At 65.3% G+C, this 19,676-nt stretch carries 20 protein-coding genes; 13 read left to right on the top strand and 7 right to left on the bottom strand.

What is annotated here, in order from left to right; all coding sequences use genetic code 11:
* Nucleotides 1-7: 7 nt before the first annotated feature.
* The gene (locus FHY02_RS19740; protein ID WP_183925462.1) at nucleotides 8-1,459 is read right to left on the bottom strand and encodes an aldehyde dehydrogenase; all 1,452 of its coding nucleotides are present in this window, start codon (nucleotides 1,457-1,459) and stop codon (nucleotides 8-10) included.
* 154 nt (nucleotides 1,460-1,613) lie between these two features.
* Here FHY02_RS19740 and FHY02_RS19745 point away from each other — a divergent pair, with 154 nt between their 5' ends.
* Genes FHY02_RS19745 through FHY02_RS19755 form a run of 3 tightly spaced genes read left to right on the top strand, consistent with a single transcriptional unit; the run spans nucleotide 1,614 to nucleotide 4,929 of the window.
* A complete protein-coding gene (locus FHY02_RS19745) occupies nucleotides 1,614-2,762 on the top strand; it encodes an NAD(P)-dependent alcohol dehydrogenase (RefSeq protein WP_311731889.1) in 1,149 nt (382 codons plus the stop codon).
* A gap of 28 nt (nucleotides 2,763-2,790) precedes the next feature.
* Complete coding sequence (locus FHY02_RS19750; RefSeq protein ID WP_183925563.1) at nucleotides 2,791-4,107, top strand: NAD(P)/FAD-dependent oxidoreductase; 1,317 nt, start codon at nucleotides 2,791-2,793, stop codon at nucleotides 4,105-4,107.
* Nucleotides 4,108-4,149: 42 nt separating this feature from the next.
* Nucleotides 4,150-4,929 carry an IclR family transcriptional regulator gene (locus FHY02_RS19755; protein WP_183925464.1) on the top strand — a complete coding sequence of 260 codons (780 nt, stop codon included), beginning with the start codon at nucleotides 4,150-4,152 and terminating at the stop codon, nucleotides 4,927-4,929.
* Between the two features lie 146 nt (nucleotides 4,930-5,075).
* Here the strand turns inward: FHY02_RS19755 and FHY02_RS19760 are convergent, their stop codons facing one another.
* Together FHY02_RS19760 and FHY02_RS19765 are read right to left on the bottom strand one after the other, a co-directional pair.
* The gene (locus tag FHY02_RS19760) at nucleotides 5,076-5,714 is read right to left on the bottom strand and encodes an SOS response-associated peptidase (RefSeq protein ID WP_183925466.1); all 639 of its coding nucleotides are present in this window, start codon (nucleotides 5,712-5,714) and stop codon (nucleotides 5,076-5,078) included.
* Between the two features lie 48 nt (nucleotides 5,715-5,762).
* The gene (locus FHY02_RS19765; protein ID WP_183925468.1) at nucleotides 5,763-6,032 is read right to left on the bottom strand and encodes an HU family DNA-binding protein; all 270 of its coding nucleotides are present in this window, start codon (nucleotides 6,030-6,032) and stop codon (nucleotides 5,763-5,765) included.
* A 39-nt stretch (nucleotides 6,033-6,071) separates the two neighbouring features.
* Between FHY02_RS19765 and FHY02_RS19770 the strand changes: the two genes are divergently transcribed.
* Both FHY02_RS19770 and FHY02_RS19775 read left to right on the top strand, forming a co-directional pair.
* Nucleotides 6,072-6,248 carry a hypothetical protein gene (locus FHY02_RS19770; RefSeq protein WP_183925470.1) on the top strand — a complete coding sequence of 59 codons (177 nt, stop codon included), beginning with the start codon at nucleotides 6,072-6,074 and terminating at the stop codon, nucleotides 6,246-6,248.
* Nucleotides 6,249-6,305: 57 nt separating this feature from the next.
* Nucleotides 6,306-7,265: a GGDEF domain-containing protein gene (locus tag FHY02_RS19775; RefSeq protein WP_183925472.1), complete on the top strand. Its 960-nt coding sequence runs from the start codon at nucleotides 6,306-6,308 to the stop codon at nucleotides 7,263-7,265.
* Nucleotides 7,266-7,793: 528 nt separating this feature from the next.
* On the opposite strand, the gene FHY02_RS19780 is transcribed toward FHY02_RS19775, so the two are convergent.
* Nucleotides 7,794-8,240, bottom strand: a complete 447-nt coding sequence (locus tag FHY02_RS19780) for a hypothetical protein (RefSeq protein WP_183925474.1) — start codon at nucleotides 8,238-8,240, stop codon at nucleotides 7,794-7,796.
* A 168-nt stretch (nucleotides 8,241-8,408) separates the two neighbouring features.
* Here FHY02_RS19780 and FHY02_RS19785 point away from each other — a divergent pair, with 168 nt between their 5' ends.
* The 6 genes from FHY02_RS19785 to FHY02_RS19810 all read left to right on the top strand — a co-directional run bounded on the left by FHY02_RS19785 (nucleotide 8,409) and on the right by FHY02_RS19810 (nucleotide 14,935).
* Nucleotides 8,409-9,170 carry an ImuA family protein gene (locus FHY02_RS19785; RefSeq protein ID WP_183925476.1) on the top strand — a complete coding sequence of 254 codons (762 nt, stop codon included), beginning with the start codon at nucleotides 8,409-8,411 and terminating at the stop codon, nucleotides 9,168-9,170.
* A gap of 100 nt (nucleotides 9,171-9,270) precedes the next feature.
* Nucleotides 9,271-10,869 (top strand): DNA polymerase Y family protein, encoded by a 1,599-nt coding sequence (locus FHY02_RS19790; protein WP_260173013.1) that lies wholly within the window; start codon nucleotides 9,271-9,273, stop codon nucleotides 10,867-10,869.
* Complete coding sequence (locus tag FHY02_RS19795) at nucleotides 10,866-14,129, top strand: error-prone DNA polymerase (protein ID WP_183925478.1); 3,264 nt, start codon at nucleotides 10,866-10,868, stop codon at nucleotides 14,127-14,129. The genes FHY02_RS19790 and FHY02_RS19795 overlap by 4 nt, the downstream gene beginning before the upstream one ends.
* 3 nt (nucleotides 14,130-14,132) lie before the next feature.
* On the top strand, nucleotides 14,133-14,420 hold the full coding sequence (locus FHY02_RS19800) for a hypothetical protein (protein WP_132910712.1): 288 nt from the start codon (nucleotides 14,133-14,135) through the stop codon (nucleotides 14,418-14,420).
* Complete coding sequence (locus FHY02_RS19805; RefSeq protein ID WP_183925480.1) at nucleotides 14,417-14,656, top strand: hypothetical protein; 240 nt, start codon at nucleotides 14,417-14,419, stop codon at nucleotides 14,654-14,656. The genes FHY02_RS19800 and FHY02_RS19805 overlap by 4 nt, the downstream gene beginning before the upstream one ends.
* An 87-nt stretch (nucleotides 14,657-14,743) precedes the next feature.
* On the top strand, nucleotides 14,744-14,935 hold the full coding sequence (locus FHY02_RS19810) for a hypothetical protein (protein ID WP_183925482.1): 192 nt from the start codon (nucleotides 14,744-14,746) through the stop codon (nucleotides 14,933-14,935).
* Between the two features lie 10 nt (nucleotides 14,936-14,945).
* Here FHY02_RS19810 and FHY02_RS19815 read toward each other — a convergent pair whose 3' ends face one another.
* Both FHY02_RS19815 and FHY02_RS19820 read right to left on the bottom strand, forming a co-directional pair.
* The gene (locus FHY02_RS19815) at nucleotides 14,946-15,152 is read right to left on the bottom strand and encodes a helix-hairpin-helix domain-containing protein (protein WP_221198745.1); all 207 of its coding nucleotides are present in this window, start codon (nucleotides 15,150-15,152) and stop codon (nucleotides 14,946-14,948) included.
* Nucleotides 15,153-15,163: 11 nt separating this feature from the next.
* Nucleotides 15,164-15,364 (bottom strand): DUF3606 domain-containing protein, encoded by a 201-nt coding sequence (locus FHY02_RS19820; RefSeq protein ID WP_183925484.1) that lies wholly within the window; start codon nucleotides 15,362-15,364, stop codon nucleotides 15,164-15,166.
* A gap of 155 nt (nucleotides 15,365-15,519) precedes the next feature.
* Here FHY02_RS19820 and FHY02_RS19825 point away from each other — a divergent pair, with 155 nt between their 5' ends.
* Together FHY02_RS19825 and FHY02_RS19830 are read left to right on the top strand one after the other, a co-directional pair.
* A complete protein-coding gene (locus FHY02_RS19825; RefSeq protein WP_183925486.1) occupies nucleotides 15,520-15,702 on the top strand; it encodes a hypothetical protein in 183 nt (60 codons plus the stop codon).
* Nucleotides 15,703-15,908: 206 nt separating this feature from the next.
* On the top strand, nucleotides 15,909-16,169 hold the full coding sequence (locus FHY02_RS19830; RefSeq protein ID WP_183925488.1) for a hypothetical protein: 261 nt from the start codon (nucleotides 15,909-15,911) through the stop codon (nucleotides 16,167-16,169).
* A 622-nt stretch (nucleotides 16,170-16,791) separates the two neighbouring features.
* On the opposite strand, the gene FHY02_RS19835 is transcribed toward FHY02_RS19830, so the two are convergent.
* A complete protein-coding gene (locus FHY02_RS19835) occupies nucleotides 16,792-19,674 on the bottom strand; it encodes a conjugal transfer protein TraG N-terminal domain-containing protein (RefSeq protein ID WP_183925490.1) in 2,883 nt (960 codons plus the stop codon).
* Nucleotides 19,675-19,676: the final 2 nt, after the last annotated feature.

Below are 19,676 nucleotides of genomic sequence, written 5' to 3' on the forward strand. Positions count from 1 at the left end.
TGCCGTGTCAGAGTGGATAGGGCTGGTCGGCAGGCTCGATCGTCACCCACTTCAGCTCCGTGAACTCGTCGATCACGGCTCGCCCATCGAAACGGCCATAGCCGCTCTTCTTCATGCCGCCGTACGGCGCCTGTGCCTCGTTCTGCACCGTCGCGCCGTTGATGTGGACGCAACCGGCCTCGATACGACGGGCGACGTCGAGCGCGCGGGTGACGTCCCGACCGAAGACAGCGGAAGACAGGCCGTATTCGGTGTCATTCGCGACCTGGATCGCCTCGTCAACGCCATTCACCCGAACGATCGTCGTGATCGGGCCGAACGTCTCTTCGTCGTAGATCGCCATGCCTGACTTCACATGATCGACGATCGTGGCCGGCATCACGGCGCCCTCGGCTTTGCCGCCGATCGCGAGTTTGGCGCCCTTCGCCAGGGCATCGTCGATCAGGCCGTTGATGCGTGCACCCGAACGATCATCAACCAGCGGCCCGATCACGCAGGAGGGATCGTTGACCGGATCGCCCGCCGACAGCGTCGCCACCTTAGCGACGAACTTCTCCGTGAACGCATCGGCGATAGCCGCATCCACGACGAAGCGCTCCGTCGACATGCAGATCTGCCCCTGGTACAGGAAGGCACCGAAGGCAGCAGCGTTCACCGCGCCATCGATATCGGCATCGTCGAGAACCACGAACGGCGCCTTGCCACCTAGTTCGAGCAGGCATCGCTTGAGATGCGTTGCGCATTTCTCGGCGATGATCCGCCCCACGCGCGTCGAGCCGGTAAAATTCACACGTCGTACAGCGGGATGCGAGATCAGGGCATCGATCACCTCGGGGGCATCGTCAGGCGCGTTGACGAAGAAATTCAGCACACCGGCCGGCAGCCCGGCTTCGTAGAAGGCCTCTGCGATAAGCGCGTGCGTACGCGGGCTCGCCTCCGAGCCGCGGAAGACTACCGTATTCCCGCATGCAATTGGATAGGCGATCGCTCGCGCGGCGAGCAGGATCGGGCCATTCCACGGCACGATGCTCAGCACCACGCCTACCGGTTGGCGCAGCGTCATCGACAGCGTGCCCGGCTTGTCGGTGGGGATCGTCTCACCCTGGATTTGCGTCACCAGCGCGGCCGCTTCGCGCAGAAGTGCGCCTGAACCCATTACGTTGAAGACGCTCCACAGCGCGGAGGCGCCGACTTCGGCCGCCATCACCTCGACGAAAGCGTCCTTCTTCGCTTCCAGTCGATCGGCAGCTGCGAGCAGGATACGACGACGCTCGCTGGGGCCACTCTGTGACCAGCTCTTGAACGCCGCTTGGGCCGAATCCGCCGAGCGCCGGGCATCGTCCAATCCGCCCGCCGCCGCGCGTGTCACGACCCTGCCGGACACGGGGTTCAGCCGTTCGAAAACCTTACCAGTGCGCGAGTCGAGGTGCTCGTTATCGATGACGAGACGAACGTCCATGATGATCTCCAATCTGACGCCGACCGGGCGTTGACTGCTCGCATCGACAAGGAGGCAGCTAGGCTTTCAGTTATGCAATGTCAAACGCCTTCCTCATTGCGTAACTATGAGTTTGGTCCTAGATCGAGCTTCGACATCAAGCGGAGCGACGGATATGAAGATGGCGACAGCGAGCGACGGCATCCGGATGAAGGCGGCGGTGGTGCGCGAGAAGGGCGCGCCGTTCGTGCTGGAAGAAGTGACCTTGGGAGCCCCGCGCCCCACGGAGGTGCTCGTCCGGCTGGTTGCGACGGGCGTGTGTCACACTGACATGGTCGTCCGAAACCAGGACTTCTCGGCGCCTCTGCCGATGGTGCTGGGCCATGAGGGCGCGGGTATCGTCGAGGCAGTCGGCGCAGATGTGACCACCGTCTCGCCGGGCGATCACGTCGTGATGACCTATATGTCCTGCGGGTTGTGCGACACGTGCGAGGAAGGCCATCCGGCGCATTGCGAGAACATGGGGCCACTGAACTTCGGTGGTGGTCGGCTCGACGGCTCTGCTGCGACCACGGATGCGCAAGGGGAAACGGTCCACGACCATTTCTTCGGCCAGTCCGCTTTCGCCGAATACGCCCTCGCAAGTGAGCGCAACGTCGTGCGCGTGCCGGAGGACGTGCCCCTGGAGTTGCTCGGGCCACTCGGGTGCGGAATACAGACCGGCGCAGGTTCAGTGCTGAACGCGCTGAAGGTTAAGCCGGGATCGAGCTTCGTGGCGTTCGGCGCCGGTGCGGTGGGTCTCTCTGCGATCATGGCCGCCCGCGTCGCCGGGGCGACGACGATCATCGCCGCCGACGTCAATCCGGAACGACTGAAGCTCGCGATGACGCTGGGCGCCACGCACGTGATCAACAGCCGCGAGCAGGACGCTGTCGCCGAGGTGCGGCGCATCACTGAAAAAGGCGCGGACTTCACGCTGGAGTGCAGCGGTCGCGCCGAAGTCCTACGTCAGGCGATCGACTGCCTCGGCATTTTCGGCACGTGCGGCATCGTGGGCGCGACGAAAGAGGGGACCGAAGTAGCCTTCAACGTCAACGACGTGATGATCCCCGGGCGCCGCATCATCGGCATCGTGCAGGGCGATGTCGTTGCCAAGACTTTCATCCCGGTGATGATCGACCTGTACAAGCAAGGCCGTTTTCCGTTCGACAAGCTGGTGCGCTTCTACGACTTCGCCGACATCAACCAGGCGGTCGAGGACAGCGAAAAGGGCGTGACGATCAAGCCGATCCTGCGCATCGCCCCGGCGTCTCCGAAGGCATGAAGGTCGCCGCGGCACGGGAGTGGATGCGATGACGTCACCGAAAACTCAGATCGTCATCGTCGGTGGGGGCGCGGCCGGACTCGAGCTCGCGGCCAAGCTCGGCCGGCGATATGGCCGCAAGCACCACGACATAATCCTGGTCGATCGCAACCGGACGCACATCTGGAAGCCGCTGCTTCACGAGGTCGCGACCGGGTCGCTCGACGCGAACATGGATGAAGTGGGCTATCGCAGCCACTGCCACCGCTGGGGGTACCGGTACTTCTTCGGCAAGCTGGCGGGGATCGACCGTGCCGCGCGGCAGGTACGGCTCGCCGCGGTGCTCGACGAACACGGGCGCGAGGTCGTGGCGCCTCATTCGATCCGCTACGACTATCTGGTGTTGGCCTTCGGTTCGGTGACGAACGACTTCGGCACCCCGGGCGTGGCGGAAAACTGCTTCGTGCTTGACAGCCGCGCGCAGGCCGATCGCTTCCGTGACCAGCTACTAAACCAGTGCCTGCGCGTATCGCGCACCATGTCGGTCGATCCCGCCAGCGACGCACGCGTCCGCGTGACGCTAGTTGGAGGCGGAGCGACCGGCGTGGAGCTCGCGGCCCAGCTGTTCAACGCGGCGGACGCGCTTGGCTATTACGGCCTTGAAACGTTCGATCGGTCGCGGCTCGATGTGACGCTCGTCGAGGCGGGGCCGCGCATCCTGCCCGCCTTGCCGGAGCGACTCGCAGCCGCGGCAGCAGGCGAACTGACGGCGCTGGGAGTGTCGGTGCGTACCGCGACGCCGATCACGGCTTCTACGCGCGAAGGCATGGTGACCAAGGCTGGTGAGCTGATCCCGGCAGACCTTCAGGTCTGGGCGGCGGGGGTCAAGGCTACCCCAGTGCGCGACGGCCTGGACGGGCTAGAGACATCACGGACCGGGCAGGTCGTGGTGCTGCCTACCCTGCAGAGCGCGAGCGACGACCGCATCTTCGCAATCGGTGATTGCGCCTTCTGCCTCTTGCCGGGGCAGGAACGCCCCGTGCCGCCGCGGGCGCAGGCCGCGCATCAGATGGCCGATACATGTTTCGACAATCTCAACCGCCTGATGGCAGGCCGCGTGGCGCGCGCCTTCACCTACAAGGATCACGGTTCACTGGTGTCGCTAAGTCGCTTCTCGACTGTGGGAACGCTGATGGGCAACCTCGTCGGCGGTCGCATGGCGGTCGAGGGGCGGCTGGCGCGTGTGATCTATCTATCGCTATACCGAATGCATCTGATCGCCATTCACGGGTGGCTGAGGGGCGCAGCGATGATCGCGGTTGGCCACGTCAACCGCATCGTGCGCCCGCGGCTGAAACTTCATTGAGGCGGGGCTGCAAGTGTCGTCTTGCCCGCGTACTACCGCGCCATGAGTGAGATATCAGAAGCACCTTCCGGCCAACGTCGTCGCGGCATCCAGTCGGTTGAAATCGGATTGCAGGTCCTGAAGGTCATGAATGCGCTTGGTGGTCCGTCGACGCTCAGCGCAATCGCGCAGGCTGCTGGCATGGCCGCTCCGCAGGTGCACCGCTATCTTCAGAGCCTGATCGCCAGTGAGATGGCGCAGCAGGACGCCGAGACCGGCCGCTACGATCTCGGTCCGGCGGCCCTGAAACTGGGTCTGTCCGCGTTGGCGAGGACAGATGCCTTCCGCCTGGTTGACACGCTGATCGGCAGTTTCGTGGCGAGAACCGGCGCGACCGTTCAGGTTGCGGCGCTCGGGCCCTCCGGCCCGACGATCGTGCGGTGGTATGCCGGCCAACCTGCCATCACGACGTCGCTGACAGTCGGCTCGATCCTGTCGCTGCTTCATTCGGCAACTGGCCGCGTCTTCCTGGCATTCGCCCCCGAGGCGCTCACGGATCCTGTTCTCTCCGCCGAACTTCGTCGCACGCCGATGAAGCGCGTCGATCTCGATCGTATGTGCGGGCTGATCCGCGACGAAGGACGGGCTCATGCAAGCGGAACAGTGATGCCTGGCCTGGAAGGATTCGCCTTCCCGATCTTCAACCTGCAGGGAACGCCCGTGCTGGTTGCAACGATGCTAGTCTCCGACGCTGTCAGAACCGTCGACCACGCTGCCGTTGAGGAGCTGGCGGCGATCTGCCAGCAAATCGGTCAGCAGCTCGGCTGGCCTGGCGGCGAATAACGAATAGCCTCCTCCTTCCACAGACCACTCTCGCTCCGCGCCCGGGGCTAATTTGCCCGACGCTGCACGACGGCATTGCGGAGCGAGTGTGGTGGCCTGAATGTTGGGGTATGGGTCGTGGCCACGGCGAGGGGCGCATTTCCGTCTCAGACAGATCCGTCCGCTAAAACTCTCATCAGCTGCGATGGGTAAGGAGCGACCACGCCGCCGAGCTCGTCCCAAGAGGCTGTGAGCCAACGCTCATAGTCATCGTCATGAAGGATAACTGGCATCGCTTTAGGATGGATCGGCACCACAATCGCGTTCGGCTCCGTAGTCAGAAAGCCGTAAGCGTTACCGCGCTCAGTGGGGCGCCAGATACCGGCGAAGGCGAAGATGGGGCGGCTCGGTACGTCGAACCAGTGCAGCGGCTTTTTGCCATCCTCACCGGGAGCGATCCCGTATTCCGAGAATGACGTAACAGGCACCAAGCAGCGACGCGCCGGCGTGGTCAGGATGGATCGCCAGAAGCTCGAGCTGAGATTGCGTACGTTGGTCACGTACTTCGTCAGCTTGACTGATGGATCGCGCTTGCTGGGCAACTGCGTCGGTACGCCCCACTCCATGCGCTCGAGCCGGCGATCGTCGCCGTCCTTCACGATGACAGCGCCATAGAAGGGCGTCTTCTTGCCCGTCGGGAAGATGTCGCCGACGGGGAACGTCTCGTCTGGCTCGTAGGGTGGCCGAATGCCGAACGTCGCCATCACCTCGGCCTGCTTGGCCGTGAGCCGATACCGATTACACATCCGCGCCTCCTGTCGGCGCCGGCGAGCTGCCTCGCCGGCGCCCATGCATCAGAGCTTGTCCTTCAAGCCCTTGGCAGCCGTGAAGGCGACCTTCTTCGACGCCGCGATCGTCATCGTCTCGCCGGTCGCCGGGTTGCGGCCCTCACGCTCCGGCCGATCCTTGACGGTGAACTTGCCAAAGCCATTGATCGAGACCTCCTCGCCCTTCGCAGCCGCAGCCGCGATCTGATCGAACACCGCAGTGATCGTCTTCTTCGCGTCCGCCTCGCTCGTGCCCGTCGCAGCCGCGACGCCCTTGGCCAGCTCACCAACGTTCATGCTATTCGTACTCCCTGAGAAAACGGGGGGACCATACTGATGACGGGCGCTGAGACAACGATCGTCCCCGACGACGCGAGCGCCAGTGCGATCCGGCTGATACTGTCGAAACTGAATGAGCACGACGTCGCGGCCGTTTTCGAGATGGTCGGTGGCACCGGTCCGATCGGTGACCTCGCCGCGGAGGCGATGAAGGATCGCAACATAGATCTGTAATCGCTAGCTTACCCGCACAGGGAGGGGAGGGACCGGGCATCACGACGGAGGGTGATGATGGTAGATCGACGCAAGCGACCGCAGGGCGGAGCCGACGTTCTCGTCTTCCTTGATCGGCATCGTCTCGCCCACACCCCTGACCATTATGCCTTCGGCCACGAGTACCTGAACGGCGACAATGAGCAGCTTCGAGAGCGAGTGAACGGCGCGATCGACGGCGGTGTCCGGCTCACCGAGGAGCAGGTCCAAGAGCTTCGCCCAGCTGTACGGACCGGGCTTGCCTCCGAGCTGGATCATATCACCATGCGCGTGATCGACGTCGTCGGGGATGCGATGGCCGTCACGACCGATCTCAGCCGTGAGCTGGTTACCGCCTCAGCAGCGCTGCTTGACGAGCCCGGCGCTAGCGCCGGGCCGCTGCTCGCCACGATGCTGCGCCGCGCGGAAAGCGCAGAGGCGAGTTTCGCTGAAGCTGCGGCCCGCGCGCGGCAGATACGAGCCGAGCTGACCGCGCTACAAGCGGCGGGGAAGCACGATCCTCTCACAGGGCTGACGAACAGGACGGCCTTCCAAGAACGGCTAGCAGGCGATCTCAGAAGCCCGACATGCGTCGCGCTCGTGGACATCGATGGGCTGCGCCAGGTCAATGACGGTCACTCGCCGGGGGTTGGTGACCGCCTGCTGAAGGTCGTAGCACGTGCGCTCGCCGACTACGGCCGCAGCCATCTCGTCAGCCGGTGGGATGGTGGCACCTTCGCACTTCTCATCGAAGGCATGGATCTGCGCGCCGCAGGAGAGATGGTTACAGCCGCATGCGAGGCGATCGGCGCGCGCGAGTTGAAGGTACGCGAGAGCGACGCGCCGCTTGGCCGGATCTCGCTATCTGCCGGCGTCGTAGCCAGCCGCGGCCGCGAAGTGGAGGCGCTGCTCGACGCGGCGTGGCAGCAGCTTCGAAGCGCAAAGCGGAGCGGCGGAAATCAGGTGAGCGCGGAAGGCGCTGTCACGGTCGTGCGATGACGATGAATGGTCGCAAGCGGCGTCGCCCTTCGGGCCCTGACGAGTGTAGCTCGTGACGGTGCTACTGGCACTCCTGGTTGCAGTAGCAGCCTCCCCATCCGATCGGACGGTCTTTGCGTGCCGCATGGGCGACCGGACTGCCGCAGTCGTCAGGAACGGGTCGAACTTGGTATATCGCTCCGTACGGCGGGGACGGGTCGAGTTGGAGGTCCCTCATGGACGCTACGCCCAGGAGGGGTTCTCAGGCGGAGGTGAACTGCAGGCTGCCTTCCGAAACGGCCCATGGACCTACGTCGTCTACGAACGCACCGTCAGAACCAGCTTCCACGGGACGAATGATCCCAGCTTCGAGGCTGGCGTCGATGTGCTGCGAGAAGGCCGCGTTGTCTCTCGCGGACGCTGTGCCGATAGGCACGCGCAATTCACTGAGCAACTAGCCGGCGCCATTGAGGGGCCGTTCGTGGAGCACTGACAGGCCGCTCCTGCCGAATGCATGATCGCCAGTGCTCAATCGCCGTCTACGAGCGATCATCGCCCCACCTGGCGCTCCCTTGTGATCCGGGGATCCTCGTAAAGGTCGCGCAGCGCGCGCAGCCGGAAGGCGTTCCACCAGCGTTGCCAGCGATGCTCAGCGGCATCGTGGATCATGTGGCACCGCTGACATAGCGCCTTGAGATTGGCTGGTGCGCTGTTGCTAGGATCATGATCGAGATGCGCGCAGGCCAAGACCACGTAAGTCACCCGTACGCTGGCGAGCGTGAAGCCGCCCTTCACGGCAATCCGCTTGCCGCGGTCCGAACGCCAGCACGCCGCCTCCGCATCCCACCAGCGGCCGTCACCGAGATGTGCGACACGTTGAAGATGCGGCCGGCCACACTGCTCGCAGCGCCTGCCCGCGCGCTCGAACCGGATCCTGCCTGACAGCTGCTGCCAGTCGATCGGGTAGAGCCAGCGGTTTTCTGCGCGGATCGGCATCCAGATTCTATGAGTCACGTCGCTGCCCGTGGAAAGCGCTTTTTCCCGCTTTGTTGGCGCTTCGTTGCGGTGCCGTTCTCCTTAAATCGATGAACCGAGCCGATCGGAGCTTGACCAGCGGCGCTCATTTACGGAACATAAAGGGAACGAATAGAGTCTTAGAAACCGATGTCCGCCGCCCTCGATTCCTTCGCGCCAAGCATAGCGCATCTGCGGACGATCGCCACGCCTGCTGCTGACTATCGCGTCATGCCGTTCGGCGTGGACGCGCTCGACAGCCGGCTTGGGGCAGGGGGGTTGCGTGCCGGCGCGCTGCACGAGGCGGCTGCACGGAGCGCATCGCTGGTCGACGATGCGGCCACCACGCTCTTCCTTGCCGGTATTGCCGCCCGCGAAGCGGCAGGGGCAGGGGGGCCGGTGCTGTGGGCTAGCTGCCGCGCCGACCTGTACGCTCCGGCGCTGGAGCAAGCCGGCCTGCCGTCGGCCAACGTCATCTACGCCCAGCCGCGGGACGACGCGGCGCTGCTCGCAGTGGTCGAGGATGCGGTGCGGGACGGCACGCCGGCTGCGATCGTGGCAGAGGCGAGCAAGGTCTCGATGGTGGCGACACGCCGCCTGCAGCTCGTCGCGGCCGACGCCGACATGCCGGTGCTGCTTTTGCGGCGCGCGCGAGGCCTCAACCAGGACGTGTTCGCCGAGCCGTCCGCCGCGTGGACGCGCTGGCGAATTGGTGCCGCGCCATCCGAGCGGTTGGATGTCGCGGGTGTGGGAAGAGCGAGATGGTCGGTGGAGTGCGTCCGACAGCGTGGAGGTGAGGGCTTCTCCCTGATTGTGGAGGGCAGCGATGAGACGGGTCGTCTCGCTGTTCCTGCCGAGCTTGGCCGTGGAGCGGTTGAGACGGTTGGAACGGTCCGCTCCGCGGCAGCCTGAAAGGCCTGTCCTCGAGCTGCCGGTAGACGACGACCCCGGCGCCTGTTCGGTGCCGCGGGGCGGAGGATGGCGGCCAGGTGCGCGTTGGGCGCGGGAAGGCATGCCGTCGCGCGGCGCCGTCGAGGCGCAGATCGCCGCACTGCCGACCCACGCGCAGCCACCTATGCGCGAGCTCGGCCGGCGCTCGGAAGCCGCCAGTCACCCCTACAAGGCGGCGACGCCGGCGCCGCGCATCAGCGTGCCCGCCGCCAAGCCGCTCGAGCACGCGCCGCTGGCGCTGATCGGCAAAGTCGGTCGGCGCGAGGAGGTGGTCGCCGCCTGTGACGGAGCGCGCGCTCTGGGCGTGCATCCCGGCATGGCGGCCACCCACGCGCGCGCGCTCGTGTCCGACCTCGACTTCCGCCCCGCCGAGCCGGAGGCCGACGCGGCGCTGCTCGACAGGCTCGCGCTGCTGGCAGTGCGCCGCTGGTCGCCGATCGCCGCGGTCTCACCAAGCGATGGCCTATGGATCGATCTCGCCGGCTGCGAGCACCTGCATGGCGGCGAGGAGCGCTTCTGCCGGCGTTTGATCGCCTTCTGCAAGCGGGCAGGCTTCACGGCACGCGTAGCGGTCGCAGATACACCGGGTGCGGCGCACGCGCTCGCGCGCTACGGCCGCGGCGACCTGATCCGAGCGGAGCCGGGCGCTACAGCCAGCGCACTCGCGCCGCTGCCCATCGTGGCGCTGCGCCTCGCACCCAATGCGCTCAGTGCCGCGCGTCGCTTCGGCTTCGAGACGATCGCGGATCTCCTGCCGGTCGCACGCGGGCCGCTTGCGCGCCGGCTCGGCCTGCCGGCGATCACGCGGCTCGACCAGGCGCTCGGCTCAGTCGCGGAGCCGATCACGCCACGCGAGGATGCGGAGGTGCCGCTCGTCGAGCGCCGGCTGCTCGAGCCGATCGGCACGGCCGAGGCAATCGAGCAGGTCATGGGCGACCTGCTGCGCGATCTCGCCGGCGTGCTGCAGGAGCGCGGGCTCGGCGCGCGCGCGCTGCGGCTCACTGGCCTTCGCGTCGACGGCACCGAACAGGTCGTCGCTGTTGGCACCTCGCGGCCGACGCGCGAGGTGCCGCACCTGCTGCGGCTCCTCAAGCTCAAGATCGAGCGGATCGATCCCGGGATGGGCCTCGAGCAGTTCTGGCTCGTGGCGCCGCATACCGAGCCGCTTGATGCAGTCGACCTCGGCGCGGTGCTCGCCGGCGAGACGCTGGTGCGCGATCCTGCAAGGCTCGTCGACGTTATCGCCGGCAGGATCGGCCCACGCGCCGTCTTCCGCGCGGCGCCGGTCGAAAGCCATGTGCCGGAGCGAGCCGTCGCCCGCTCCGACCCGAACGAAACGCCCGGACCCTGGCCAAAGTGGCCGCGGCCGATCCGGCTGTTTGCACGGCCCGAGCCGCTCGCGCGTGTCATGGCGCTGATGCCCGACCAGCCACCGCGGCGCTTCGAGTGGCGCGGCAAGACCTACAAGATCGTCGCCGGCGACGGTCCCGAGCGCGTTCATGGCGAGTGGTGGCGCCGTGAGGCCGAGGTGTGGGCGGTGCGCGACTATTACCGCGTCGAGGACGAAGAGGGCGGCCGCTACTGGGTATTTCGCCGCGGCGACGGCTTCGAGGAGGACACCGGCGACCTCAGCTGGTGGATGCATGGGGTCTTCGGATGACCCACTATGTCGAGCTGCAGGTGCTCACCCACTTCTCGCTGCTGCGCGGCGCATCGTCGCCCGAAGAGCTGTTCGCGGCCGCGGCGCTGCTCGGCTACCCCGCGATCGGCGTCAGCGACATCGGCACGGTCGGGGGCGTCGTCCGCGCCTGGGAGGCGCAGAAGGCGACCGGCGTGCGCTCGATCGCAGGCACGCGCGTGGACCTCTCCTGCGGCCGTCGCCTGCTGCTCTACCCCACCGATCGCCCCGCCTGGTCGCGCATCACGCGGCTGCTCACTGTCGGCAAGAAGCGGGCAGGGAAGGGCGCGTGTCTGCTCCACTGGCACGACCTCGAGCCATGGTCCGAGGGTGTCATTGCTATCCTGCTGCCCCATGAGGCGGACGAGGAGAACCTGGCGGCGCTGAAGGACCTGAAGGCGGTCTACGGGCGCCGTGGCTACATGGCGCTTTACCAGCGACGCCGGCCGGGCGACGCGGTGCGCATCGACGCGCTCGCGCGTCAGGCGGGCGGCGCCGGCGTGCGCGCCGTCGTCACTGGCGACGTGCTCTACCACGCGCCCGAGGCACGCCTGCTGCAGGACGTCGTGACCGCCGTGCGCGAGAAATGCACCGTCGACGAGCTTGGCTACCGCCGCGAGGTGAACGCCGACCGCGCGCTGAAATCGCCCGACGAGATGGTGCGCCGCTTCCGCGCCTACCCGGATGCGCTGCAGGCGAGCGTCGACATCGCCAAGCTCTGCACTTTCGACCTCGGCGAGCTGGCCTACCAGTACCCGCACGAGCGCCTGATCGAAGGGCTGACGGCGCAGGAGGCGTTGCAGAAGCTGGCGACCGAGGCGGTCGAGCGGATGTTCGATGGCAACGTGCCGGAAGCCTACACCACGCAGATCGCGCATGAGATGCGGCTGATCGGTGAGCTTGGCTACGCGCCCTACTTCCTCACCGTGTACGCCATCGTCCGCGAGGCGCGCCGGCGCGGGATCCTGTGCCAGGGCCGCGGCTCGGCCGCGAACAGCTGCGTGTGCTTCGTGCTCGGCGTCACCTCGATCGACCCGATCAAGCACGAGCTGCTGTTCGAGCGCTTCGTGTCGGGCGAGCGCCGCGAGCCCCCCGACATCGACGTCGACTTCGAGCATGAGCGCCGCGAAGAGATCATCCAGTGGATCTACGAGACCTATGGTCGCAACCACTCCGCGCTGACCGCGGTCGTGACCCGCTACCGCGCGCGCGGCGCAGTGCGCGACGTGGGCAAGGCGCTCGGCCTGCCAGAGGATCTGACCTCCTCGCTCGCCGGCCTCGTGTGGGGCTGGTCGGCCGAGGGCGTCGGCGAGAAGCAGGTAGACGAGCTCAACCTCGACATCGCCGATCGTCGCCTTCGGCTGACCCTCGACCTCGCGCGCAAGCTGATTGGCGTGCCGCGTCACATGTCGCAGCACCCGGGCGGCTTCGTGCTGACGCATGACCGCCTCGACGACCTGGTGCCGATCGAGCCCGCGGCGATGGAGGACCGCCAGATCATCGAGTGGGACAAGGACGACATCGACGCACTCAAGTTCATGAAGGTCGACGTCCTCGGATTGGGGATGCTCGGCTGCATGAACCGGGCCTTCAACCTGCTCGAGCAGGACAAGGGCATCCGCGTCGGGCTGGCCGACCTGCAGGACGACGACGCGGACGTCTACGCCATGATCCAGAAGGCCGATACTCTCGGCACCTTTCAGATCGAAAGCCGCGCACAGATGAGCATGCTGCCGCGCATGAAGCCGCGGCGCTTCTACGATCTCGTCATCCAGGTCGCGATCGTGCGGCCGGGGCCGATCCAGGGCGACATGGTCCACCCCTACCTGCGCCGACGCGAGGGGCTCGAGCGACCCGAGTACCCGCGGCCCGAGCTACGTGCGGTCCTCGAGAAGACGCTCGGCGTGCCGCTGTTTCAGGAGCAGGCGATGAAGGTGGCGATCGTTGGCGCCGGCTTCACGCCGGCCGAGGCGGACCAGCTGCGCCGCGCCATGGCAACCTTCAAATTCACCGGCGGTGTCAGCCACTTCAGCGAAAAGCTGATCGGGGGCATGGTCGAGCGGGGCTACCCGCGGGAGTTCGCCGAGCGCACCTTCCGCCAGCTCGAGGGCTTCGGCTCCTACGGCTTCCCCGAGAGCCACGCCGCCAGCTTCGCGAAGATCTCCTACGCCTCGTCGTGGATGAAGCACCACCATCCCGACGTGTTCTGTGCCGCGCTGATGAACGCACAGCCGATGGGCTTCTACGCGCCGGCGCAGATCGTCCGCGACGCGCGCGAGCACGGCGTCGAGGTGCGGCCTCCTTGCGTCAACGCCAGCCGTTGGGACTGCACGCTCGAACCAACACCCGGACGCTACCTGGCCGTGCGGCTCGGTCTCAGGCAGATCCGCGGGTTGTCGAACGCTGACGGCGCCAAGATCGTCTCCGCGCGCAGCACCACCCCCTACGAGAGCGTCGAGGATGTGTGGCGCCGCTCCGGCGCCCAGCGCGCCGCGATTGAGAAACTGGCGGACGGCGACGCCTTCCACAGCTTCGGCGCCGATCGCCGGCAGGGGCTCTGGAAGGTGAGGGGGCTCGGCGAGGCACCGCTGCCGCTGTTCGCCGCGGCGGACCGCGCGGCCGAGACGCAGAGTGCCGAGGGGATCGAGCCCGAGGTGCAGCTCCGCTTACTCACCGACGGCCGCGAGGTAATCGAGGATTACCGCAACCTGCAGCTGTCGCTTCGCGCGCATCCGCTGTCGTTCGTGCGAGACGAGCTGACGCGCCGCGGCGTCACCCGCTGCGCGGATCTCGCCAGCGTCCGCGACGGCCGCCACGTCGAGGTCGCCGGCATCATCCTGGTCCGCCAGAAGCCAGGCTCTGCGAAGGGCGTGCTGTTCATCACCATCGAGGATGAGACTGGCATTGCCAACGGCATCCTCTGGCCCGACCGCTTCGAAGCGCAGCGCCGCACCGTCATGTCGGCCTCAATGGTGGGCTTGAAGGGGCGGGTGCAGAAGGAAGGCGAGGTGATCCACGTCATCTGCGACCGCATCGTCGACCATGGCGACCTTCTGCACCGCGTTGGCGACATGTCATTCCCGCATCGCACCGGCCGCGGCGATGCCGCCCAGCACCCCGGCTCGCCCGATCGCGGCGACAAGGAGTGGAGCCCCGAGCCGCGCAACTGCTACTGGCCGCCGCATGCCGACGGCATGGACCCTGAGGACGTCGTGCGCTTCAAGTCGCACGACTTTCACTGATCCGTGGCGACGCTGCCTCGGCACCAGCGCGTCGTGATCGCGCTGTCGGTGCACATCCTGCGCGCCGGCGTGGCGAAATGCTCGGAGACGACGGTCGACGGCATCGAGGTGCGCCTCGCACTGCGCTGCCTGCTGCCGCACTGCCCTGAGCGGTGGCCGCTCGAGCTCTACTGGGACGCCGCTTCGCAGACCAACGAGATCGGGCGTGCCCAGGGCGTCACCGCGGCCTTTAACGGGATCGTGCGGCAGCTGCGGAAAGCCGGGCGGTACGAGGACGTTTCGCCGCTGTGAGCAGCCGGCCGACGAACGACACCTCCTACCAGACACTTGGCGAGTGGGCGGCCGATCGCGCCGACATGCGGATTGTCTGCGCTTGCGGCCGCACCATCAACTTTCCTGCCGAGCGGATCCTCGAGCGCTTCAAAGGCGATGGCGACATCGCTGCCAAGATGATCCGTCTACGCTGCCGCGGCTGCGGTCGACGTGGCCATGCTTCTGTATCGGCTATCCCGGCATTGCGGCGGTAGCGGCGCGGGAGACGCCTCCGGTTCGGCGTGATCCCGTTGCAAACGCGGCGAAATCCCGCTTGCTGAAGCTTCGTGGGAGACCGGCCGATGGATACCTTCAAGGAGATCGAGGAGACGCAGGCCGCGCTCGATCAGGCCTACGCGAAGCTCGTAGCGATGCGGCAGAGCCACGACGTCGACGACCTGGGCGAGGTTCATGGCCGCGCCGAGGAGGCCCTCGCCGGCGCACGCGCGTTAGTGCAGATGCTTGAAGAGCTGGCCGGCGAGAAGAAGCCCTAGGGCTGCACCGTCAGGCGTCGCCGACCGTTAGGGCCGCGCGGCCGTCATCGGCCTTTCCTGCTAACCCAGGCACCTCGTCGAGCTGTCGAAGGTCAGTGAAGCGGCCACGCTCGCCGCGGTAGCGGACGATCTCGAAGCCGTGACCTTCGAGACCAGCTACGGCGTCCAATTCGGCTGCCGTCGCCGTGTTGATGTCCACCAGCGGTGCGTCGCTCATGATGCCTCCCGTCAGCCTTGCCCGCGCTCGCCCTTGATACCCTCTGCCGCGGCATCGAGCTTCGCGCGATCGTTGCCGACCGAAGCGATCAGCTCGCGCGCCTGTTCCTGGCTCAACCCGTGCTTGGAGGCGAAATACTCGACTTCATACGGCTCGTTGCCCGAAACCCGCGAGCGGTCCGGTTCACCGCGGTTCGTCTTGTCGTCAGACATGGTACGCTCCTGATCGTTCGTCCGTGTAACGATCAAAGCCTCGGCCGGGTTCAACCGCCGTGTGAGCGCCGGTCCGCTAACCCACTGCGATAGAACAAGATTACAGCCCGCATCCAAGGTCTGCGGCGTGCGTTTGTAACGCGGGAGGAACAATCATGAATGAAGATCCGAAGTTCTGCCGGCAGAGAGCCGAGGTCGAGAGAAGCGCAGCCGCGGCCACTGATCTGGCGCGCGTTCAGGAGCGCCATCTACAGTCGGCCGCGACGTGGGACCGCATGGCCGAGCGCGGCGAGGCCTTCCTGCGCTCGAAGGCGCTAAAAGCCGCGCTTGCAAATTGACGCTGTTTCGGACGGCGGGGTGAGTGGCGCCCCGCCGTTCGGGGGGGGGGGAGGAGCAGCGAGGCGCCAATCGGACCGGGCGCTAGGGGGTCGGCGTCGGTCACCACTAGAACATTCCCCTAAGAACCCTGTTCCGACGCGCCGGCGGTAGCGGTCAACTTGGTGCAATCTATCGCGTATGGTTCTGACGCAGGGTAGAGTGGCTCATGGCCAAGCACGACGCGCCGGAGAGCACCGACGACATACGAGACCTCCTCGCGCATCTGCTCGCCGGCGCGGCGGGCCGGACCGAGGCACATTGGAAGAAGCTGATCGGCGAGGTAACCGCGCTGCCAATCGTGTTTCATCCGCGATCTAACTGGAGGATAGAGCCGAAGGGGAAGCCGGCCGAGCTGGAGGCTATCGCGAAGGCGGCTGAGATCGTGCGTCAGGCACACCCGTATGTGCCATCACCCAGGTCTAAGTGACTGGAGGGTTGGCTGATCCTCGCGCGCACATCGCTCCTGAGCGAACAAGCCTACCGAGGACCAAACGCCATCAGGAGCGCTGCAAGCGACATAACAAACAGGGAAAGCCAGATTGCGATCTGGCCATAGATGTGGAGAACGACTTCTATCCATGAGTAGCGTCGACGCAGTAGGATGCCGCTTCCGACTGCGACGAAAAAAGCCGCGGTGGTCGGAAGGGTGATCGATGGAGCGCGTTTCAAAGCGGCCTCTGCTAAGGGCATTAGGCCAATAGACGTCACCAACAACCAGGAAAAGACGACAATTGGAAGGCTCTCCGTTCCTTGATGAGGATTCCCAACGGCGACGTTTTGTCCCTCTCTGCTTGTCATCCGTGCCCTCCCGAGTATAACCTCCAGGCGGAGGTTTGTGACATGCGCATCATTGACAATGCGATGGCTAGCGCGACCAGGGACGATCCCGCTGGTCCAATCTACGTCACCCGCGAGTCTGGTGACAACCTTCCGCAGTCGTCAATCCGAAACACGGATGGTCGTATTAGTCTAACCTCCGTAGCAGCAAATGCCATCTGGCCGGTGCTGATTATTGTGGCGTATATTTATTGTGCCCACGTGATGTAGCATCAATCCCGCTTGCTCGGGTCGGTGAAGAAACCCCTGTTAAGATCTCGGTTAGTCTCGCTCTGTACCTGCGAACCCGCCTGGACGTGGCCAGCGCGGACAGAAACCTTTGCATCCCGCTCGGAGTCCAGCTGGACTTTACCTGAGGCGATGCGCTCGCGGACATCCGTTCCGTCCGGAATAGCTGGGCCACTCGGCAGAGGCGCGAGCCCATGCGGATGGTATCGACCAACCACATCTGCCTCGGAGCTGACAGGCGGCGGAGCGACTTCAACGAGGTCCGGCTGATGTAGGCTGGGACCGATCTGATCGTATATTTCCTGCTTCTTTTGCGCCAGGAAGGTGGCAAGCATGCCATCCCTAGTCAGTCGTTCTTGCTGCGTGAAAGTGGGCTGGTGAAGACTAGGTGCGTTAAGTCCTTTCTTCTCGGCCGCCATTTGCGTGTACCACTGGCTAAATTCCTGACTGAGATTCTCGCTCATTTGTAGGCCGTGCGACTCAGCGAAGCTCGCGTCGCGTGTTAGTTGCTGAGAGAGCTCATGTAGCTTTTGAGCGCGCTGCTCGTGCGAGTAGGCCATTGCTAGCGCTTCTTCCTCGCTTACAGACGATGTTCTATCTGTGGAGGCACGAGAGAAGGTGCCTGCCCGCTTATAAGTGCTGTCCGACGTTCCAGCATTGTCGCCGTTACCATGCTCCTCACGATAGGCGTCCGTCTCAGAGCTGTTTACGTCATCCGTTCGTGTCCGATCAACATCGTGGCGGAGAGCGTCGCGTTGCTGGCCGGTCCAACTCACTGAGCCACCTACCTTCGGGATTGGGAGTGCATCACGGAACCTCTCGAGACGCGACGGCTGACGGCTTGACCCTGCCCCGCTCGGAACGGAGCCTTCGGCTCCCTGTTGTGGCGCATTCGCCCCACCGCGGCCGTTCGGCCCCATCGATTTTCCGGCCTCGAGACTGAACGAGGTCTGCTGGAGCTTGTCTGCACCGCGGCTATGCCCATCGGATGTTCTCAGCGTCTGTCCCGTCGAATCGCGTTGCTCGATCCCGTTGCTGGTCGAGCCACCGTTACGATCATAAGTATCGAATGTTGTACCGGTTTGCCCGCCCTGACCAGTCTCGAAGCCATTCGACTGAACAGTTGATTGTCCGACGGCGCTTCGGTTTGTGTGAGTGGCTGTGCGAATAGCAGCTGCTGCCTCGCTTTCACTTATCGACGCCCTCTCCGCCTCGCTCGCAGCCTGCCTCATCTCGGCAACGAAGCCGCTGTTCATAGTTGGTGTGACGCCCAGCTTGCTCATGCCAGGCGTGACATCGAAGACCGACTGGCCGTTGCCATAGCTGCTAGTGGTGGTCCCATCATTGTAGCGGAACGAAGAGCCCGCCGTTGCGGCTGACGAGAACATCGGCGCGTTGGACCATTGGTCGCTCTGACGCATGTTGGAGGTCGAGTTGGCGAAGCTCGTATTCCCATACGAGTAGTTGCCGGTCGTCTGCTCGGCCGCGGCAGCTTCCGCGGCGTTCTGCGCTGGACTGAGGATCGACGTCGCCTGACCCGAAATGCTCATCGCGCCCTTCGCCAGACCGGCAGCGAGGAACGGCACGCTCATCAGCATGAACCCGGCGATCGTCGCCGTCTCAGCATTGACCGCACCGATCCCGGCGTAGGTGCCAAGAGATATGCCTCCCTCCGCGACGCCTTTCGCCGCAATCGTCGCCCGCGTCATGCAGATCATGTGGAGGATGACGTAGAGCGGTCCCCACGAAGCGAGATAGAAGAAGCCGGTCAGGTAGCCCTTGAGTGCTCCGACACCCGTCTGCGGCATCAGGAACAGCGGGAAGATGACCGGGAACATCGCGTAGAACACGACGGTCAGCACGATGTTGAGGATCGGCACCCAGCTCATCGCCTGCTGCGCGATCGAGTTGTACGTGTTGCGCGCCTGGATGTCCGCACGCGTGGTCGCGAAAGTGTCGATCGATGCCGCGCCCGGGCCGCCCGCCATACCGTCACGCGCCTGCATGAAGGCGTTGATGGCCGTGTTCTGGCGCATGACCGCTTCGAAGTTGGGGCTTGCGGCCGTGAAGGCCTGATTGACGATGGGCACGTCTGCACGGAGCTTCGCCGAGGCAACCGACGTCGACAGCTTGGGGTAGGCCTGCTTCGACCAGATCGGCGTGTTGGCCGCGATCATCGACTGCCACTGCCCGGAGAGCTTCTCGTAGGCGTTGTTGCAGGTGATGATGTCGGTGGTGACGGCAATGCCCTCCCGGGTCACCCACGGCTGTGATCGCGCGACCGAGCCCGGTCCCATCGCGATCCAGAGGTCCTTGGCATTGGCGAGGTCGGTCATCGACTTCTGGCCGAGCATGATGTCGCCGAAGACGCAGCTCTTGAAGTGGGCCGAGAGGTTGGTCGCAAACTCGGCGTCGCGGATCTCGAAATTGCGCGTCGCGTCGAACAGGCGCGCTCCGTAGACCATGCCGTTGGTCGAGTAGTTGAGCTGGCTCGGCATCGTGAAGACGGTCTCGGCCGTGCGCGTCAGCCAATCACCGACCTGGCTGGTGAAGCTCGCCATAACGCCGAGCCCGAGCGGCACGTTCGCGATCGTGGCCGGTGCCAGCGAGGGGTTGATGCGGTCGGTGACCTTCACGCTGACGGTCGGCACCATGAGGCACGAGTAGATCAGCGTCGAGCCGAGGAACCAGTTCATCCAGACGCGCCAGTTCATCGTGAACGCGACCGACATGAGCGTGTAGATCAGGCCGAGGATCATCACCACCCGCAGCAGGGCGCGGTAGCCGCCTCCGCCTGTCCACGCGGCTACCGCGTTGAACGTGTTGACCATGTACTCGCCGCCACCAATCGTGAAGACCTCGACCATCG

This window comes from Sphingomonas sp. BK069 (assembly GCF_014193405.1).
GTDB lineage: Bacteria > Pseudomonadota > Alphaproteobacteria > Sphingomonadales > Sphingomonadaceae > Sphingomonas.